We start from the raw sequence: 17,357 nt of genomic DNA, 5'->3' as shown, positions 1-17,357 counted from the left end.
GCGTGTCCATGGCAAACGCGCCATGGCAATCAATCGTGGGACTGTAGCATAAGGTCCCGCCGCTGTCTGCGGGTCACCCGACGGGGTTACAAACTCGCTACAAATCAAGGACTTTGCGCGATTATCGTTCAACTACCTTTACATTTCTTTACCCGCGCGACATCGTCCCGGGTGCGGCGCGCGGCATACTGGCCGGGTTGACCGTAGCGTAGAATGCCCCCCATGAATCCTGTAGACCGAATTTTGCTGGTCGAAGACGATCCGCGCCTGGCCGAGATGCTCACCGAGTACCTCGGCCAGGCCGGCTTTCGCGTGACCCACGCGGCCACCGGCCGCGCCGCCCTCGACCACCTCGCCGCCGCCGAGATCGACGCGCTGATCCTCGACCTGATGCTGCCCGACATGGACGGCCTGGACGTGTGCCGCCAGCTGCGCGCCAGCTCCGACGTGCCGGTGCTGATGCTGACCGCGCGCGGCGACGCCATCGACCGCATCGTCGGCCTGGAGATCGGCGCCGACGACTACCTGCCCAAGCCGTTCGAGCCGCGCGAGCTGCTGGCGCGCCTGCGCGCCATCCTGCGCCGCCGCGTCGACCTGCGCCACATCGACGCGCCGCCCGGCGCCACGCCGCCGGCGGCCGACGCGTTCCTGCGCTTCGGCCGGCTGGAGATCGACCCGGCCGCCCACGCGGCGCGGCTGGACGGCGTGCCGTGCGAGCTGACCGCCTACCAGTTCGACCTGCTGCTGGTGCTGGCGCGCCACGCCGGCCGCGTGCTGTCGCGCGACGCGCTGATGGACCTGCTCAAGGGCGAGCCGCTGGAGGCCTTCGACCGCTCGATCGACGTCCACATGTCGCGCATCCGCGCCGCCGTCGAGGACGACCCGAAAAAACCGCGCCGCATCATCACCGTGCGCGGCGCCGGCTACCTGTTCGCCAAGGTGCAGGACTGATGAAACGGTTGAACGTCGGCTGGCCGCGGCTGTACTTCCGCTTCTACGTGGCGCTGCTGCTGATCCTGGCCATCTTCGCCATCGCCACGCTGGAAATCTGGGACCGCAGCGGCAGCCCGCTGGAGCGCTCCAACGCCACGCTGGCGCAGATCATGCAGAACGTGCTGGCGCCGCCGGACGCGCCGCCGGCGCAGCAGCAGGCGGCGCTGGCGCGCGTGGCCGCCAATCTGAACAACGCCCACATGACGCTGTACACGCGCGACTGGCGCCCGCTGGCGGTGGTGGGGGAATTCATCCCGGCGCGCCGCTGGCGCCGCCAGGGCATGACCGGGCCGCCGCCGGAATCGTTCGTGCGCCTGCCGGACGGCCGCAAGCTGCTGTCCAGCGAGCCGCTCGGCTTCACCCGTCCCAAGGCCATCCTGCACAACGCGCTGCTGCTGGCGGCGCTGGGCATCGGCGTGGCGGCGTTTCCGCTGGTGCGGCATTTGACCAAGCGGCTGGAGCGGCTGCAGCTGGGCGTCGAGAAACTGGGCGCCGGCGACCTCACCGCGCGCGTGCCGGTCGAGGGCAAGGACGAGGTGGCGCGGCTGGCGCAAAGCTTCAACCGCGCGGCCGACCAGATCGAGCGGCTGGTGGGCGCGCACAAGACGCTGCTGGCCAACGCCTCGCACGAGCTGCGCACGCCGCTGGCGCGCATCCGCCTGGCGCTGGAGCTGATCCCCGAGGGCATCGATGCGAAACGGCGCGCCGGCCTGGAACAGGACATCGCCGAACTGAATCATCTGCTGGACGAGATCCTGCTGGCCAGCCGCCTGGGCGCGATTCCGGAAAACACCGACACCGAGGAGCTGGACCTGCTGGCCCTGGCCGCCGAGGAATGCGCGCGCTACGACGACGCCACGCTGGACGGCGAATCGGCGCTGCTGCGCGGCGACCCGCGCCTGCTGCGCCGCCTGCTGCGCAACCTGCTGGAGAACGCCCACCGCCACGGCGTGCCGCCAGCCAGCGTGCGGATCACGGTGGCCGGCAAGATGGCGCTGTTGCGGGTGTGGGACCAGGGGCCGGGCGTGCCGGATCCGGAATTCGAGCGCGTGTTCGAGCCCTTCTTCCGCCGCCGCGGCACGCTGGATAATACCGGTGCCGGACTGGGACTGGCGCTGGTGCGGCAGATCGCCCGACGCCACGGCGGCGAAGCGCGCTGCGCCCTGATGAAGGATGGGCGCAGCTGCTTCGAGGTGGAGTTACCGCTGGCTTAAGGCGATTCGCACAGGCAGTGCGTGATCGCGGTGAACGGCTTGTGCTGCGCCGTGATCTCCGACAGCCAGCCCAGGTCATTGGCGATGCCGGTGGCCGCGCTCGGCGGCAGGCCGGTGCTGGCCGCCGCGCCCAGCTTGAGCTGCGCCGCCACCGCATTGGCCACCGCCTTCGCGGTGCCGCCGCCGATCATCTCGACGAAGCGGTCAAACTTGCTGATGTCGCGCTCCACGTACACCACGCGCGCGTCGGCCGGCAGCCTGGCGCGCGCGGCGGCGGACTTCAGCGCGTCGCCATAGCTGCCCAGGCGGTCCACCAGGCCGCGGTCCTTGGCCTGGGCGCCGGTCCACACGCGGCCCTGCGCCACCTCGTCGATCTTTTCCGGGGTGGTCTTGCGCGCCTTGGCCGCCTTGGTGGTGAACTCGGCGTAGATATGGTTGATGCTGCCCTGGATCACCTGGCCGAAGCGCGGGTCCAGTGGACGCAGCGGATTGCCGGCGTCGCCCAGCCAGGTGGTCGGCTGGCCGGCGGTGTGGATGCCCAGCTTGTCGATCACCTTGTCGGCGGTCGGCAGGATGGCGAACACGCCGATCGAGCCGGTGATGGTGGTCGGCTCGGCGATCACCTCGTCCGACGACATCGAAATCCAGTAGCCGCCGGACGCCGCCACGTTGCCCATCGAGACCACCACCGGCTTGCCGGCGGCGCGCGTCAGTTCCAGCTCGCGCCGGATCAGCTCCGAGGCGAAAGCGCTGCCGCCGGGCGAATCGATGCGCAGCACCACCGCCTTGATGCTGTTGTCCTCGCGCGCCATGCGGATCAGCTTGGAGGTCGAATCGCCGCCGATCGCCCCCGGACCGGCGGTGCCGTCGCTGATTTCGCCCTGCGCCACCACCACGCCGATGGCGTCGCCGGTCAGCTTGTGCGGCACGCGCGCCAGGTAATCGTCGAACGCCACCTGGCGGAAGCTCTTGCCGTCGGCATCGGCGGCGCCGCGCGTGATCATCATCTGGCGGACTTCATCCTTGGTCTTCAGGCCGTCGACCAGCTTCTCCGACAGCGACAGCTTGGCCATGTCGCCATTCGCCGCAGCCACTTGCGCCGGCAGGTCGTTGATGGTCTTCATGATCTGGCCCTGCGGCAGCTTGCGCGCCTTCTCGACGTTGTCGGTGTAGGCCGCCCACAGCGCGTTGTTCAGGTAGGACTCGGCCTCGCTGGCCGCCTGCGAGGGGCCGTTGGCGATGTACGGCTCGCCGAAGCTCTTGTAGGTGCCCACGCGCAGCAGGTTGACGGTCACGCCCAGCTTGTCCAGCGCGTCGCGGTAGTAATTGCGGTAGCGGCCAAAGCCCTCGATCATGACCATGCCCATCGGGTGCAGATACACCTCGCTGGCGTGCGCGGCCAGCAGGTACTGGCGCTGGTCATAGCTGGCGCCCCAGGCCACCACCTGCTTGCCGGACGCCTTGAAGCGGTCGATCGCGGCTGCCACTTCGCGCAGCGCGGCCTGGCCGCCGCCCTGCAGGTCGTCGGTCAGCAGCACCGCCGCGCCCACGTTCGGGTCCTTGGCGGCGGTGTCCAGCACGGCCAGCACGTCGCGCAGCTGGATCATCCTGTGCACCTCGGCGCCGCGCGCGTTGGCGATCAGCGCATCGGTGGCGTTGACGCTGGACTGCTCCACCAGCTGGCCTTTCAGGTCCAGCACCAGCGTGGTCTTGGGCTGCAGCGGCTTGGCGCCGCCGCCGAAAATGGCGTACAGCAGCACCAGCACCAGCGCCAGGAAAATCAGGTTCAGCACCGTGCGGCGGCTGGCGTCCAGCGCGCGCCAGAAAAAGCCGAAGCCGCGACGGACATAGGAAAACGGGGATTGACTCATCAATGCTCCAGTGGTTGCGTTATTTGCAATGATAATACTGCCATTACTGCTTTTTGGAAATGACCATCAGGCCGGCAAACACCAGCAGGCCATTCAGGATAAGCAATTCCAGCCCGATGCGGTAGCTTCCGAAAAGCAATTGCTGATTAGAATCAACTACATAGCACAGCGCCGGGCCGACCAGTGCCACCAGCGGCACCCAGCGGTCGCGCACCGCGCGGCGGGTCAGCATACCGAAGGCGAACAAGCCCAGCAATGGGCCATAGGTGTAGCCGGCCAGCTTCAGCACCACGCCGAACATGCTGGGATTGTCCGCCCACTTGAACACCAGCACCAGCGCCAGGAAGATGGCGCAGAAGCCCAGGTGCACGCGGTGGCGCAAGCGTACGCGGTCGGCCTCGCTCATGTCGGTGCGGCGCTGCACGCCGAGGATGTCGATGCTGAAGCTGGAGGTCAGCGCGGTCATGGCGCCGTCGGCGCTGGGGAACAGCGCCGAGATCAGGCCGATGAAGAAAATCAGTTGCAGCGCCGCCGGCATCTGCCCCATCACCACCGCCGGGAACAGCTTGTCGCCGCTGGCGCTGATGCCGGCGCCGGGCGCGTACAGGTACAGCAGCCCACCCAGGAACATGAACAGCACCAGTACAGCCGTCAATACAGCGGTGGTCACCAGCATGTTCTTCTGCGAGTCGCGCAGGGTGCGCACCGAAATATTTTTTTGCATGGTTTCCTGGTCTATGCCGGTCATGGCCAGCACGATGAAGAAGCCGGCCGCCAGCTGCTTCCAGAAGTTGGCCGGGCTGTCGATCGAGGTGGTGATCACCTTGGTGAAGCCGTGGGCCTGCATCTGGGCCAAGCTGTCCAGCGGGCCGAGGCCCATGGCGTGCATCAGCCAGCCGGCGCAGATGACCAGGCCCAGCACCATGCCGGTGGTTTGCAGCGTGTCGGTCCAGACGATGGTCTTGACGCCGCCCTCGTAGGTGTACAGCAGGATCATGGCGAGAATGACGGTGGTGGTCAGCCAGAACGGCACGCCCATGCTGTCGAGGATGGTGATCTGCAGGACGTTGACCACCAGGTACAGGCGGCCGGAAGCGCTCAGCAGGCGCGAGACGATGAAGAAAAACGCGCCGCTCTGGCAGGCGCGCGGGCCGAAGCGTTGTTCGAGGTAGGTGTAGATCGAGGTGAGCTTGAGACGGTAGTACAGCGGCAGCAGGATGGCGGCGACGGCGATGTAGCCGAGGATGTAGCCGAAAATGACCTGCAGGTAGCCGAAGCCATCGCGGCCGACCGAGCCGGGGACGCTGACGAAGGTGACGCCACTGAGGGTGGTGCCGACCATGCCGAAGGCCACCAGCAGCCAGTGACTGCGCTTGTTACCGATGAAGAAGCTGTCGTTGTTGGCGTTGCGGGAAGTGCGCCTGGCGACCAGCAGCAGTACGGCGAAGTAGGCGAAGACGAGACAAAAAAGCGAGACTGCGGACATGGGGTAGCATTGGGATAATTCGGATCGCCGCCAATATACACCAGTTGGCGGCGCCGGCTTCTACCCCCAGGGCAAACCCTGGGGTCGGACCCCGTACGGGGTCCGACCCCGCCTGGCCGTGCGGGTTTAGTGGGTGACGACGCGCACGCCGCCACCCCGCACGGCGGCACGCGGGTTCAGCCGGTCCAGCCGTCCGCTCAGCGCCGTCAGGCCCAGCGCGCCCAGCACCACCAGCCCGCCGATCCAGCCGGTGTGCACCAGCCCCACATGCTCCACGATCAAGCCCCCACCCCACGCGCCGCCGGCAATCCCCAGATTGAACGCCGCAATGTTCAACCCCGACGCCACATCCACCGCGCGCGGCGTGAAGTGTTCCGCCTGCTGCACCACGTACACCTGCAAGCCTGCCACGTTACCAAACGCCACCGCGCCCCACACCAGCACAGTCGCCAGCACCAGCCACTTGTACGGCGCCGCGAAGGTCAGCACCACCAGTACAGCCGCCAGTCCCAGGAAAATGATCTTCAGCGCGCCAATCGGACCGCGCCGGTCGGCCAGTTTGCCGCCCCAGATATTCCCCACCGCGACCGACACGCCGTACACCAGCATCACCAGCCCCACCGCGTTGGCGCTGAAGCCCGTGATGTCGGTCAGAATCGGCGCCAGGAAGGTGAAGGCGATGAACGAACCGCCGTAGCCCACCGCCGTCATCGCGTACACCAGCAACAGGCGCGGCTCGGCCAGCACCTTCATCTGCTGCAGCAGCGACGCCGGCTTGTTGTGCTGGATCGTCGACGGCACAAACAACAGGCTGCCCACAAAAGCGATGACGCCCAGCGCCGACACGGCCAGGAAAGTCTCGCGCCAGCCGAAGTGCTGGCCGATGAAGGTCCCCAGCGGCACGCCGGTCACCAGCGCCACGGTCAGGCCGGTGAACATGATGGCGATGGCGCTGGCCGCCTTCTCTTTCGGCACCAGCGAAGTGGCGATGGTCGAGCCGATCGAGAAGAACACGCCGTGCGCCAGGCCGGTCAGAATGCGGGCGATCACCAGCGATTCGTAGCTCGGCGCCTTCCACGCCAGCAGATTGCCGAGGGTGAACAGCACCATCAGCGACAGCAGCAGCAGCTTGCGCGGCACCTTGCCGGTCAGCGCGGTCAGCACCGGCGCGCCGACCGCCACGCCCATGGCGTACAGGCTGACCAGCAGCCCAGCCGACGGCAAATTCACGCCCAGATCGGCGGCGATGGTCGGCAGCAGGCCGACAATGACAAACTCGGTGGTCCCGATGGCGAATGCGCTGATGGTCAGCGCGAGTAGTGCAATGGGCATGACGTCACTCCTGAAAAGTTGATGTCATGCAGTATCAGGATTTCCGCCCATGAGAAAAAGACACGAAAATCCAAAACATCTTTGCCTACTGCGCAATAATGGGAATCGTCTCGATGGCCCAGGCGCCGCCGTCGCGCCGCGCCGGACCGGGCACCACGCAGGCCGTGCGGCCGGTGAACTCGCGCGCCACGCGTTCCTCGTCGATGCGCCAGCCGCGCCGCTCCAGCGCCTGGATTTGCTGGCGGAAGGCGATTTGCAGCGCGTCCGACTTGACCGACACCTCCTGCTGCCACGAATCCGGCACCCGCTCCGGCCGCACCTTGTTCAGCACCACCAGGTCCTGGTTGAAAATCTTCAGGTTGCTGGCGATGACGCGGCGGTCCAGCAGCGGCCAGCGCATGAAGGTGCGGCCCATCATCCACCAGGTGCGCGTGCGCTTGCCGTCCACCGGCGTGTGGGCCGAGACGATGTAGATGCGCCAGCCGTCGCGCGGCGCCAGTTCCAGTGTGGCGCAGGGGCCGGACAGGTGAAAGCCCGGCCGCGTGGCCACCTCGACATGCTGGCCGGTGGGCTTGCGCCGCCAGCCCTTGCGCACCGGCCGCCGCATGGTCATCAGCGCGCTGGCGCCCCACGCTTCCCGCTCCACCTCGAAGGCGCCGATTTCGGGATGGTCCGGGTCGCCGAAGGTGGAGCCGTGAACAAAGGGCGCGTGGGCGAAATCGAGGCCGTTTTCCATCACGCGGTCCCAGCTCGCGTCCCAGTCGAAGTGGCCGGACACCACCCGCACCTGGGGATCATCCACCCAGTCCAGCCGCGGCAGCGGCGGGCGCTCGGCTTCCGGCAGGTCGCCGAGGAAGGCCCAGATCCAGCCATAGCGTTCGATGGTCGGGTAGGCATCCACGCGCGCCTTGGCCGGTATGCGCAGGTCCGGCTGCGCCGGGATATGGTTGCACACGCCGTCGCCGCCGAAGCGCCAGCCGTGATACGGGCATTGCACGCTGCCGCCGACCTTGAGGCCGGCCGACAGCGCGCCGCCGCGATGCACGCAGATGTCCGACAGCAGCCGCGCCGTGCCGCCCTCGTCGCGGAAGGCGACAAAGTGCTGGCCGAGCAGTTGCACCGATTTCAGGCCGTCAGCCAGTTGGGCGGACGGCAGCACCACATACCAGAGATTAGTCAGCATGACGCTGATTCTAATCTACCAGCCGAATTTCAGCTCGACACCCAGGTAATCCGCATCCCTGCCGCCAGCGTTGCGCAGCGAGTCGCCGGCGTGGAAGTGCACCGCTTCCAGCGCCGCCGCCACGTTGGCCGTCACAGCCCAGTCGGCGCGCAGCTGGGCGTAGGCGCCGGTCCAGCGCGAGCCCTTGCCTGCCGTGCGCGGCACGCCGCTCATGTTTTGCACGTACACCGCGTCGGCGGTGGTCTGGCGCCATTGCAGGCCCAGCGCCGTGGTCACGCTGAAGGTCTTGGCCGGCTTGATCGTGACCGAGGGCTTCAGGTGGATCAGGTTGCTGTAGCCGGTCAGGCCGGCCAGCGCGAAGTAGTACCCGTTGGGGAACAGCGGGTTGAAGGTGCCCAGCTTGCCGTCGCCGGCGTGCTTGTCGCCGGAGGCCATGTCGAACTGCAGGCCGACGCGCGGCGTCCAGCCGGTCTTGGCGAAGGTGTAGCCGGCGATGGAGCCGAGCGCCCACGCCGATACCTGTTTGGCGCCGACCTGGCCGGATTGCAGCATGCCTTCGATGTCGAAGTCCAGCGCGCCCTGCTTGCCGTTGTAACGCATGTCCCAGACGTTGCGGCGTTCGTCGCCGGTGGCGTCGAGGAAGCGCGCGCCGTCGCGGCGGTAGCGCGAGTAGTAGCCGGACAGGTCGCCCGGGCCCAGGCCCTGGTATTCGAGGCGGATGCCATTCAGCGTCAGGTGCGGATCGGAGTAGTCGTCGAAGGTGTGGATGCTGCGGTTTTGCACCGGCTGGGTGACGTAGCCGATCAGGCGCCACGGTCCGTGCTCCCAGTCGGCCCAGACACCGTCGAAGGCCTGGCGCACGTTGGGGCCGTCGCGTACGGCGATGAAGCGCTGCAGGTCGAAGGCCATCTCCTGGCGGCCGGCGCGGAACTTGACGGCGCCGTCGGCGGTGGGCACGGCCACCGTCATGAACAACTGCTCGACATCCAGCTTGTCGCGGTCCGGCGGCGCGATGACCTTCTTTTGAAACGCGCGGGCGTCGACCAGTTGGCCGAAGATCTGCACGTAGGGGCCGAGACGCAGATCGGCGTGCAGGTTGGCACGCTGGATGACGTAGCCATCGGACGGCGCGGTGCCGGCGCCGAACTGCGGCGCGTCGATATGCTCGTAGCGCTCGCGCAGGCCGGCGCCCAGCGACAGATAGGACACGCCGTCGTCGCTGAGCGGGATGTATTTCAGGCCGTCCAGCGGCGCGCGCGGCACACAGGGATGGGCCAGCGCGTTCCAGTTTTCGTTCCAGCGATTGAAATTGATGGCCGGGCGCTTGGCGCCGCAAGCCGCGGCGGCGTCGGCTGACACGCTGCCGGCCGACAGGCTGGGGGCTGACATGCTGCCCGCTGTCGCGGCAATGGCGCCCGGCGCCGCGCCGCGCAGCGCGGCCAGGTCGGCGCCGGGCGCGGCATCGGCGGCGGCCAGCGTCTGCGCGCCGGCGGCGCCGCTGATGGCCAGCGCCAGCGCGCCGCCGCAGCGGCGCAGCGTCTTGCTATTTCGCGGCATCGTGAATCTCGCTGACGTAACCGCCCGGGAACTCCACCATGGCGCTCACATTACCCTGACTCGTTTTCACCGGCGCCACCAGCACCTTGGCGCCATTGGCGGTCGCCTTCTGCAGCGTGGCCGCCACGTCCTCCACCTGGTAGCCGGTGGTTTCGCGGCCATACGGGAACGGCAGCTTGCCGTCGCTGACGAACACCATCATCTTGCCGAAGCCGGAGCTCATCTGCACACGCCGCACCTGCTGGCCCGCGCGGCCGATCTCGGCGCCGTCGATCTGGTCGTCCGCCGTCACCTTGGCGCGGGCGAACTGCCTGAACTGGCTGATGAACTTGTCGCCGGAGACCTTGGACACGTACACGCGGTTGTCCGGCACCGAGTGCAGCGGCGCGTACGACGGCGCCTTGGTGTGCCAGTACAGCTGCATGTTGACGCCGCCGGCCCACTGGATGATCACATCCTTGCCGATCGGATCATCGAACGGCTCGACCACAACATCGGCGCCCGCCTCCACCGCCGCCCTGGTGGCGTCCTGGATATCGGTCACCAGGTAGCCGGTGCGCTCGGCGCCAAAACCATACGGAATCGGCGTCTGGAACGCGAACACCGACAGCATGCCCACCGGCGTCTGCACGTACTGCGACGCGGTCTTGCTCGGCGTCGGCGTCACGGTGAACACCGCGCGCGGCGAGGCCTTGCCGCCGAAGGTGTTGACGAAGCTGGTGACGAAGGCGTCGATGTCGGCGTTCTGCACATACACGTGGGTGGTGTCGTACTGCGGACCAACGGCGACGTCGGCGGCGGCCAGCGCCGGCAGCGCCAGCGCCGCGCTGAGCGCGGCGGCCACGATACGCGCGCGTAGGGAATGCATGCTCATGAAAACTCCAAAAGGAAAGGGACGAGATTTTTGACTATACCAACTCGGCCAAAAGTATTGACCTACCATCGGATCGGGGTGACTAGCACCTCTGCCTTTCGGCCGACCGTCCGCCCGGGGTGTGCGCGTATAGTCAGCACAGCTTCTAAACCTGGACAAGGAGGACCGATGATTCGCTGTGTACGCATCTGGACCAGTCCCGACGGGGACTCGCAGTTTGAAGAGGGCAGCATCGCCCTGCCGCGCGGCGAGCGCGGCGATACGCTCAGCGCCGTTTTGCCCGCCGTCAGCATCTCGTTCCGCGAGACGGCCGCCGGCGGCGACTTCCCGCCGCACCACGCGCCCACGCTGCAACTGGTGCTGACGCTGAGCGGCACGCTGTTATTCACCACCGCCAGCGGCGCCAGTTTCACCATCCGCCCCGGCGACGTGCTGCTGGCCGACGACCTCACTGGCAGCGGCCACAGCTGGCAGCTGATCGACGACCAGCCATGGCGCCGGGCCTACATCATCGTCGGTCCCGACGTGGCCGGCCTGTTCTCCCCAAGGAGCGCGGCATGACGACCTTTTCCCCCACCCCACCGCGCGACGTCGTCCTGATCGGCGCCGGCATCATGAGCGCCACGCTGGGCGTGCTGCTGAAGGAACTGGACCCGTCGCTGTCGATCGTCATGCTGGAAGCGCTGAGCGACTGCGCCCAGGAAAGCTCGGACGGCTGGAACAACGCCGGCACCGGCCACGCCGCCAATTGCGAGCTCAACTACACGCCGCAGCGCGCCGACGGCAGCATCGACATCAGCAAGGCGCTGCAGGTCAACACCGAGTTCGACATCTCGCGCCAGCTGTGGGCCTACCTGGTCGGGCGCGGCGCCATTCCCGATCCGCGCGCCTTCCTGCATCCCTGCCCGCACATGAGCTTGGTGTGGGGCGAGGAGAATGTCGCCTTCCTGCGCCAGCGCTACCAGGCCATGTCGGCGCACCATTGCTACCAGGGCATGGAGTACAGCGAGGACCCGGCCGTCATCGCCCAGTGGGCACCGCTGATCATCGAGGGGCGCGATCCGGCGCAGCCGATCGCCGCCACCCGCATGCTGACCGGCACCGACGTCGACTACGGCGCGCTGACGCACCTGCTGGTCAGCCACCTGAACGCCCAGCCGGGCTTCGAAGTGCGCTACAACCACCGCGTCACCGACCTGGCGCGCAATGCCGACGGCGGCTGGCAGATTACCGCCGAGGACGGAGCCGGCGCCAGCCAGTGCTGGCCGGCGCGCTTCGTGTTCATCGGCGCCGGCGGCGGCGCGCTGCCGCTGCTGCAGCAGTCCGGCATCCCGGAGGCGAAGGGCTACGGCGGCTTTCCGGTCAGCGGCATCTGGCTGCGCTGCGACGTCGACGCCATCAGCCAGCGCCACCACGCCAAGGTCTACGGCAAGGCCGCCAGCGGCTCGCCGCCGATGTCGGTGCCGCACCTGGACACCCGCATCATCGGCGGCAAGCAGTCGCTGCTGTTCGGGCCGTACGCCGGCTTTTCCACCAAGTTCCTCAAGCATGGCAGCCTGACCGACCTGTTCACCTCGCTCACCCACAGCAACATCATCCCGCTGCTGGACGTGGCGCGCGACAACGTCGAGCTGACCGAATACCTGATCGGCCAGGTGATGCAGAGCGCCGACCACCAGTTTGCCGCGCTGAAGGAATTTTTCCCGCACGCGCGCCAGCAGGACTGGAAAAAAGCCGTGGCCGGCCAGCGCGTGCAAACCATCGCCCCGCACGAGAGCGCCGGCTGGTTCAAGCACGAGGAAGGCAAGCTGCAATTCGGCACCGAGCTGGTGTCGGCGGCCGACCAGTCGCTGGTGGCGCTGCTGGGCGCCTCGCCGGGCGCCTCGACCGCCGCCTTCATCGCGCTGGAAGTCTTGCAGCGCTGCTTCGGCCGCCAGTTGACCGAGGCCGGCTGGCTGCCGAAGCTGAAAACCATCATCCCCACCTACGGCATCGACCTCAAGCAAGATGCCGAGGCCTGCCGCCGCAGCCGCGCCGCCACCGCCGCGCTGCTGCGCATTGACAACGTCTGAAGGAGCGCGCATGAGTTCCATCCCGACATTGCAGGACATTCCGATCGGCCTGGCGGCCACCGGCTCGCGCCAGGAGTTCGATTCCATGGGCACCGTCGAGGTGCCTGCCGACAAATACTACGGCGCGCAAACCGCCCGCTCGCTGGTGCATTTCTCGATCGGCGACGACCGCATGCCCAAGGCGGTGTACCACGCCTACGGCATCGTCAAGAAGGCCTGCGCGCTGGTCAACCAGGCCGCCGGCCGGCTGCCCGACTGGAAGGCGCAAGCCATCGCGCGCGCCGCCGACGAGGCCATCGCCGGCCAGCTGGACGCGCACTTTCCGCTGTACGTGTGGCAGACCGGTTCCGGCACGCAGTCCAACATGAACGTCAACGAGGTGCTGTCGAACCGCGCCATCCAGCTGCTGGGCGGCACACTGGGCAGCCAGCAGCCGGTCGGCCCCAACGACGACGTCAACATGGGCCAGAGTTCCAACGACACCTTCCCCACCGCCATGCACATCGCCGCGCTGGACGCGCTGGACCGGCGCCTGCTGCCGCAGCTGGCGGCGCTGGCCGAGGTCATCGAGCGCAAGGCGGACGGCTGGATGGACGTGGTCAAGATCGGCCGCACCCACCTGGAGGACGCCACGCCGCTGACGGTCGGCCAGGAATGGTCCGGCTACGCGGCGCAATTGCGCGCCGCCGCGCGCGCCATCGAGGACAGCCGCGCCGGCCTGTACCAACTGGCGGTGGGCGGCACGGCGGTCGGCACCGGCATCAACGCGCCGCCCGGCTTCTCGGTGGCGGTGGCGCGCCAGATCGCCGCGCTGACCGGCAAGCCCTTCGTCACCGCGCCCAACAAGTTCATGGCGCAGGGTTCGCTGGACGCGATGGTGCGCGCGCACGCGGCGCTGCGCGGGCTGGCGGTGGCGCTGATGAAGATCGCCAACGACATGCGCTGGCTGGCGTCCGGCCCGCGCTGCGGCCTCGGCGAACTGCTGCTGCCGCAGAATGAGCCGGGCTCGTCCATCATGCCGGGCAAGGTCAATCCGACCCAGTGCGAGGCCATCGTCATGATCGCGCTGCAGGTGATGGGCAACGACAGCACGGTGGCGTTCGCCGGCTCGCAGGGCAACTTCGAGCTGAACGCCATGCGGCCGGTGATCATCAACGCCTTCTTGCACTCGGCCACCATCCTGGCCGACGGCTGCGAGAAATTCCGCGCGTATTCGGTCGAGGGCACGCAGCTGAACGCGCGCCGCATCGCCCGCCACCTGGAAAACAGCCTGATGCTGGTGACCGCGCTGTCGCCGGTGATCGGCTACCAGCGCGCGGCCCACATCGCCGAGCAGGCCGACGCCAGCGGCAGCACGCTGCGCGAGGCCGCGCTGGCCTCGGGCCACGTGGACGCCGCCACGTTCGACCGCGTGGTGGACGCCCGCGCCATGGTCGGCCACGGCGTGGCCGGCGCCTGAGCGGCGGCGCGGCGGGCGGCGGGGCGCGTTACAATGGCGCCATGAACTCCGACCAACTCGCCCTGCTGCTGACGCGTGAAATGCCCTACGGTAAATACAAGGGCCGCAAAATCGCCGACCTGCCCGGCCACTACCTGGGCTGGTTCGCGCGCGAGGGCTTCCCCTCCGGCGAGCTTGGCGGCCTGATCGCGCTGATGTACGAACTCGACCATAACAACCTGCGCGCCCTGCTCGATCCGCTGCGACGCTAATCTCCTCCCTCCCAAAGTTGCTTGCACAAAGGCAAGTTGTTTGTTATCGTTAATGCATGATACTTTTGGTTCACATACTGTGAGTTATCCATGCAGCCAATGCGGCCTGTGCTGCCGCCACGTTGATCGCAGCCACGAAACCGCCTGGCTGGACCGCGGCGATGGTACCTGCCGTCATTTCGACACGGCCGCCAAGCACTGCACCGTGTACGCGCAGCGGCCGCAAATCTGCCGTATTGACGAGCTGTACCCGAGGTTTTCGCACACCATGTCGCGCGCCGCTTATTACCAGGCAAACGCAGCGGTCTGCAACGCCCTGCAGGCCACGCATGGTCTTCCATCGCACTATCAAATACATCTGGGGGAATCGTAATGGCAGTACCATTGATTATCGGCGGCGCCGCGCTCATCAGCGGATTATGGGGGGCGAAAAAAGGCTATGACGCCAAGAAGAACTACGATGAGGCCGAGCGTGTCGTCAAGAACGCGGTGTGGGAACTGGAAACCAGCCGCGATCTGCTGGAAGAGCAGAAGGACAGCACGGCGTCGACGCTGAAAAGCCTGGGCAGCCTGCGCCTGACCACCGAGGGCACACAGATGAAGCGCTTCATCGACGCCATCGCCAAGGTCAACCAGATCAGCTACCGCAACATCGAACTGGATGGCAAGCCGGTCGATATTCAGGCGCCGGATTTCAAGGATATCGCCTCGCGCTCCTACCAGGCGGCCGACCTGCTCAAGGACGGCATCGGCGCGGTCTCCTCCGGCATTCTGACCGGCATCGGCGCCGGCGGTCTGGCCACGCAGATCGGCGTGGCCTCGACCGGCACGGCGATCGGTTCGCTGTCCGGCGCGGCCGCCACCAACGCCACGCTGGCATGGCTGGGCGGTGGCTCGCTGGCCGCCGGCGGCATGGGCGTGGCCGGCGGCACCGCCATCCTGGGCGGCGCCATCGCCGGGCCGGTGATCGCGGTGATGGGCTTCTCCGCCGCCAAAAAATCCGAGCAGGCGCTGACCGACGCCTTCAGCAAGGAAGCTGAAATCCTGGAGGCCAACGAGCAGGTGCGCAACGGCATCGCCGTGCTCGGCCACATCCAGCGCCGCGCCGACGAAATCCAGCAGGTGATCACCGCCGTCTCCGGCCGCTTCGAGCAAGTTTTGCAGGGCGCAGAAACGCTGCTGCTGCACAAGGGCAAGCTGGCGCGGCAGTTGCAGGAGGAGGCCGAGCAGAACAAGCGCAGCTATCTGCAATCGCATTGGCTGAAGCGACTGTGGCACAGGTTGCTGGGCAAGACGCCCTCCTTCGCCTATGCCGACCCGTTCGACTTCACGCTGTTCAGCGAAGAGGAGCGCAAGCTGTACATGACCCTGACCGCCTTCGGCTATGCGCTGTACGCGCTGCTGAAAGTCAAGGTGCTGGACGATGACGGCAATCTCACCGCCGACAGCGAGGCGGCGGTGGCCCAGGGCCGCCAATTGATGGAGCCTGCATAATGGCCAACAAACTCGTCAACATGCTCACCAGCCTGGGCGCGGCCAAGTCCAAAAAGCCCAAGGGCGGTGACCTCCAGGACGTGCTCAGCAATGTACCGCTGGACGCGATGCAGAGCGTCAAGCACGTGTTCGACAATGTCACCGAATACCTGAAAATCGCCGAACAGGAACAAACCAACCGCGCCAACATCGCGGCCCGGCGCGACGTGGCGCTGGAACAGATCCGCAGCCAGCGCGACACCATCAACCTGCTGATCCAGCGGACCTTCGACGAGCGCGGCCAGGTACTGGCCAAGCAGTTCGAGGCGCTGGACCGGGCGCTGGCCAATGGCGATGTCGCCATCGTGCAGGCGTCGCTGCAGGGCATGGTGGCGGTGATCCAGACCTCGCCGTTCAAAACCATCCAGGACATGCAGCAGGCCCTTGGCAGCAAGGATTTCGTCGTGCGGCTGGAGTGAGCCGCACTCGGCAACCGTGACGTACCGGCCGTGCAAATGCGTGTATAAATACGTTATTGCATTGTTTAGGAGAACGTCATGGCTGCGCATCCACACGGCTGCACTTGCTTCATCATTCCGCCCAAAATGCTGCGCAAGCTGGCTGAGCAAACGTCGGACCAGCAGGAGCGCCATTGCCTGCTGGACGCGGCCGAGGTGTCGGCCCACCTGCGCGGCCAGCGCTCGGTGGCGCCGATCCGGCTCGGCATCAGCGCCGTCATCGGCGACAAGCAGCGCACCGTCTACGACGCCCAGAACAAGTCCACCCTGCCTGGCAAGCTGGCGCGCGAGGAAGGCAGCAAGCCGTCCACCGACCTGGCCGTCAACCAGGCGTACGATGGCGCCGGCGCCACCTACGATTTCTACCGCGAAGTCCTGCAGCGCAACTCGATCGACGGCAAGGGCATGCGGCTCGATTCCACCGTGCATTACCAGAACAAGTTCAACAATGCTTTCTGGAATGGCCAGCAGATGGTGTACGGCGACGGCGACGGCAAGCTGTTCCTTGGTTTCACCGGCGCGGTGGACGTCATCGCCCACGAGCTGACCCACGGCGTGACGCAGTACGCGGTGCCGGGCGGGCTGGTGTACGAGGACCAGAGCGGCGCGCTCAACGAGTCGATCTCCGACGTGTTCGGCAGCGTCGTCAAGCAGTGGACGCTGAAACAGTCGGTCGAACAGGCCGACTGGCTGATCGGCGCCGGCATCATGGCGCCATCGGTCGGCAAGGCGCTGCGCTCGATGGCCGATCCCGGCAACCAGGCGCTCACGTGGTCGGGCGACGACCAGCCGAAAACTATGGCAGGATATGTGGAAAACGGCGACGTCCACACCAACTCCGGCATCCCCAACCACGCGTTTTACGCGGCCGCCATCGCGCTCAAGGGCAATTCCTGGGACAAGGCCGGGCCGATCTGGTACAAGGCGTTGTCGCTGCTGACCGCCAACGCCACGTTCGCCGACATGGCCAAGGCCACCGCGCAAGCGGCCGCGCTGCTGTATGGCGCCGACTCGGCCGAGCAGCATGCGGTGCAGGCCGCGTGGAAAGTGGTCGGCGTGGAGTAAAGCGTAAAG

Annotated in this window: 15 protein-coding genes; 9 read left to right on the top strand and 6 right to left on the bottom strand. The window is 67.1% G+C overall.

Features of this window, described 5'->3' with window-relative positions:
• Positions 1 to 222: 222 nt before the first annotated feature.
• Both FHW58_RS01975 and FHW58_RS01970 read left to right on the top strand, forming a co-directional pair.
• Positions 223 to 951 (top strand): response regulator, encoded by a 729-nt coding sequence (locus FHW58_RS01975; protein ID WP_179671408.1) that lies wholly within the window; start codon positions 223 to 225, stop codon positions 949 to 951.
• Entirely contained in the window at positions 951 to 2,207 is a 1,257-nt protein-coding gene (locus tag FHW58_RS01970) for a HAMP domain-containing sensor histidine kinase (RefSeq protein ID WP_179671407.1), read from the top strand. The genes FHW58_RS01975 and FHW58_RS01970 overlap by 1 nt, the downstream gene beginning before the upstream one ends.
• Here FHW58_RS01970 and sppA read toward each other — a convergent pair.
• The 6 genes from sppA to FHW58_RS01940 form a co-directional block, all read right to left on the bottom strand.
• The gene (gene sppA / locus FHW58_RS01965) at positions 2,204 to 4,078 is read right to left on the bottom strand and encodes a signal peptide peptidase SppA (RefSeq protein WP_179671406.1); all 1,875 of its coding nucleotides are present in this window, start codon (positions 4,076 to 4,078) and stop codon (positions 2,204 to 2,206) included. The genes FHW58_RS01970 and sppA overlap by 4 nt on opposite strands.
• 43 nt (positions 4,079 to 4,121) lie before the next feature.
• Complete coding sequence (locus FHW58_RS01960; protein WP_179671405.1) at positions 4,122 to 5,564, bottom strand: sodium:solute symporter; 1,443 nt, start codon at positions 5,562 to 5,564, stop codon at positions 4,122 to 4,124.
• 126 nt (positions 5,565 to 5,690) lie between these two features.
• Positions 5,691 to 6,896 carry an MFS transporter gene (locus tag FHW58_RS01955; protein ID WP_179671404.1) on the bottom strand — a complete coding sequence of 402 codons (1,206 nt, stop codon included), beginning with the start codon at positions 6,894 to 6,896 and terminating at the stop codon, positions 5,691 to 5,693.
• 85 nt (positions 6,897 to 6,981) lie between these two features.
• Positions 6,982 to 8,079: a Rieske 2Fe-2S domain-containing protein gene (locus tag FHW58_RS01950; protein ID WP_179671403.1), complete on the bottom strand. Its 1,098-nt coding sequence runs from the start codon at positions 8,077 to 8,079 to the stop codon at positions 6,982 to 6,984.
• A 15-nt stretch (positions 8,080 to 8,094) separates the two neighbouring features.
• Positions 8,095 to 9,636 (bottom strand): alginate export family protein, encoded by a 1,542-nt coding sequence (locus tag FHW58_RS01945; protein ID WP_229265018.1) that lies wholly within the window; start codon positions 9,634 to 9,636, stop codon positions 8,095 to 8,097.
• The gene (locus tag FHW58_RS01940; RefSeq protein WP_179671402.1) at positions 9,623 to 10,510 is read right to left on the bottom strand and encodes a glyoxalase; all 888 of its coding nucleotides are present in this window, start codon (positions 10,508 to 10,510) and stop codon (positions 9,623 to 9,625) included. Before FHW58_RS01940 ends, FHW58_RS01945 begins: the two co-directional genes overlap by 14 nt.
• Before the next feature lie 168 nt (positions 10,511 to 10,678).
• Here FHW58_RS01940 and FHW58_RS01935 point away from each other — a divergent pair, with 168 nt between their 5' ends.
• The 7 genes from FHW58_RS01935 (at position 10,679) to FHW58_RS01905 (ending at position 17,348) form a co-directional block, all read left to right on the top strand.
• Positions 10,679 to 11,071, top strand: coding sequence for an AraC family ligand binding domain-containing protein (locus FHW58_RS01935; RefSeq protein ID WP_179671401.1), 393 nt, complete (start codon positions 10,679 to 10,681; stop codon positions 11,069 to 11,071).
• A complete protein-coding gene (mqo, locus tag FHW58_RS01930) occupies positions 11,068 to 12,582 on the top strand; it encodes a malate dehydrogenase (quinone) (protein ID WP_179671400.1) in 1,515 nt (504 codons plus the stop codon). Before FHW58_RS01935 ends, mqo begins: the two co-directional genes overlap by 4 nt.
• A 10-nt stretch (positions 12,583 to 12,592) precedes the next feature.
• Positions 12,593 to 14,041 carry a class II fumarate hydratase gene (fumC, locus tag FHW58_RS01925; RefSeq protein ID WP_179671399.1) on the top strand — a complete coding sequence of 483 codons (1,449 nt, stop codon included), beginning with the start codon at positions 12,593 to 12,595 and terminating at the stop codon, positions 14,039 to 14,041.
• Positions 14,042 to 14,082: 41 nt separating this feature from the next.
• The gene (locus tag FHW58_RS01920; protein ID WP_179671398.1) at positions 14,083 to 14,292 is read left to right on the top strand and encodes a DUF3820 family protein; all 210 of its coding nucleotides are present in this window, start codon (positions 14,083 to 14,085) and stop codon (positions 14,290 to 14,292) included.
• A gap of 372 nt (positions 14,293 to 14,664) precedes the next feature.
• Positions 14,665 to 15,786 (top strand): hypothetical protein, encoded by a 1,122-nt coding sequence (locus tag FHW58_RS01915; RefSeq protein WP_179671397.1) that lies wholly within the window; start codon positions 14,665 to 14,667, stop codon positions 15,784 to 15,786.
• Complete coding sequence (locus tag FHW58_RS01910; RefSeq protein ID WP_179671396.1) at positions 15,786 to 16,244, top strand: hypothetical protein; 459 nt, start codon at positions 15,786 to 15,788, stop codon at positions 16,242 to 16,244. Before FHW58_RS01915 ends, FHW58_RS01910 begins: the two co-directional genes overlap by 1 nt.
• Positions 16,245 to 16,322: 78 nt before the next feature.
• Complete coding sequence (locus FHW58_RS01905) at positions 16,323 to 17,348, top strand: M4 family metallopeptidase (RefSeq protein WP_179671395.1); 1,026 nt, start codon at positions 16,323 to 16,325, stop codon at positions 17,346 to 17,348.
• The last annotated feature ends 9 nt before the right edge of the window (positions 17,349 to 17,357 follow it).

It is taken from the genome of Duganella sp. 1224 (genome assembly GCF_013408245.1).
Taxonomy (GTDB): Bacteria; Pseudomonadota; Gammaproteobacteria; order Burkholderiales; family Burkholderiaceae_D; genus Rugamonas.
The sequence above is the reverse complement of the archived record's forward strand: the minus strand, read 5'-3'. Positions and strand labels throughout refer to the sequence as shown.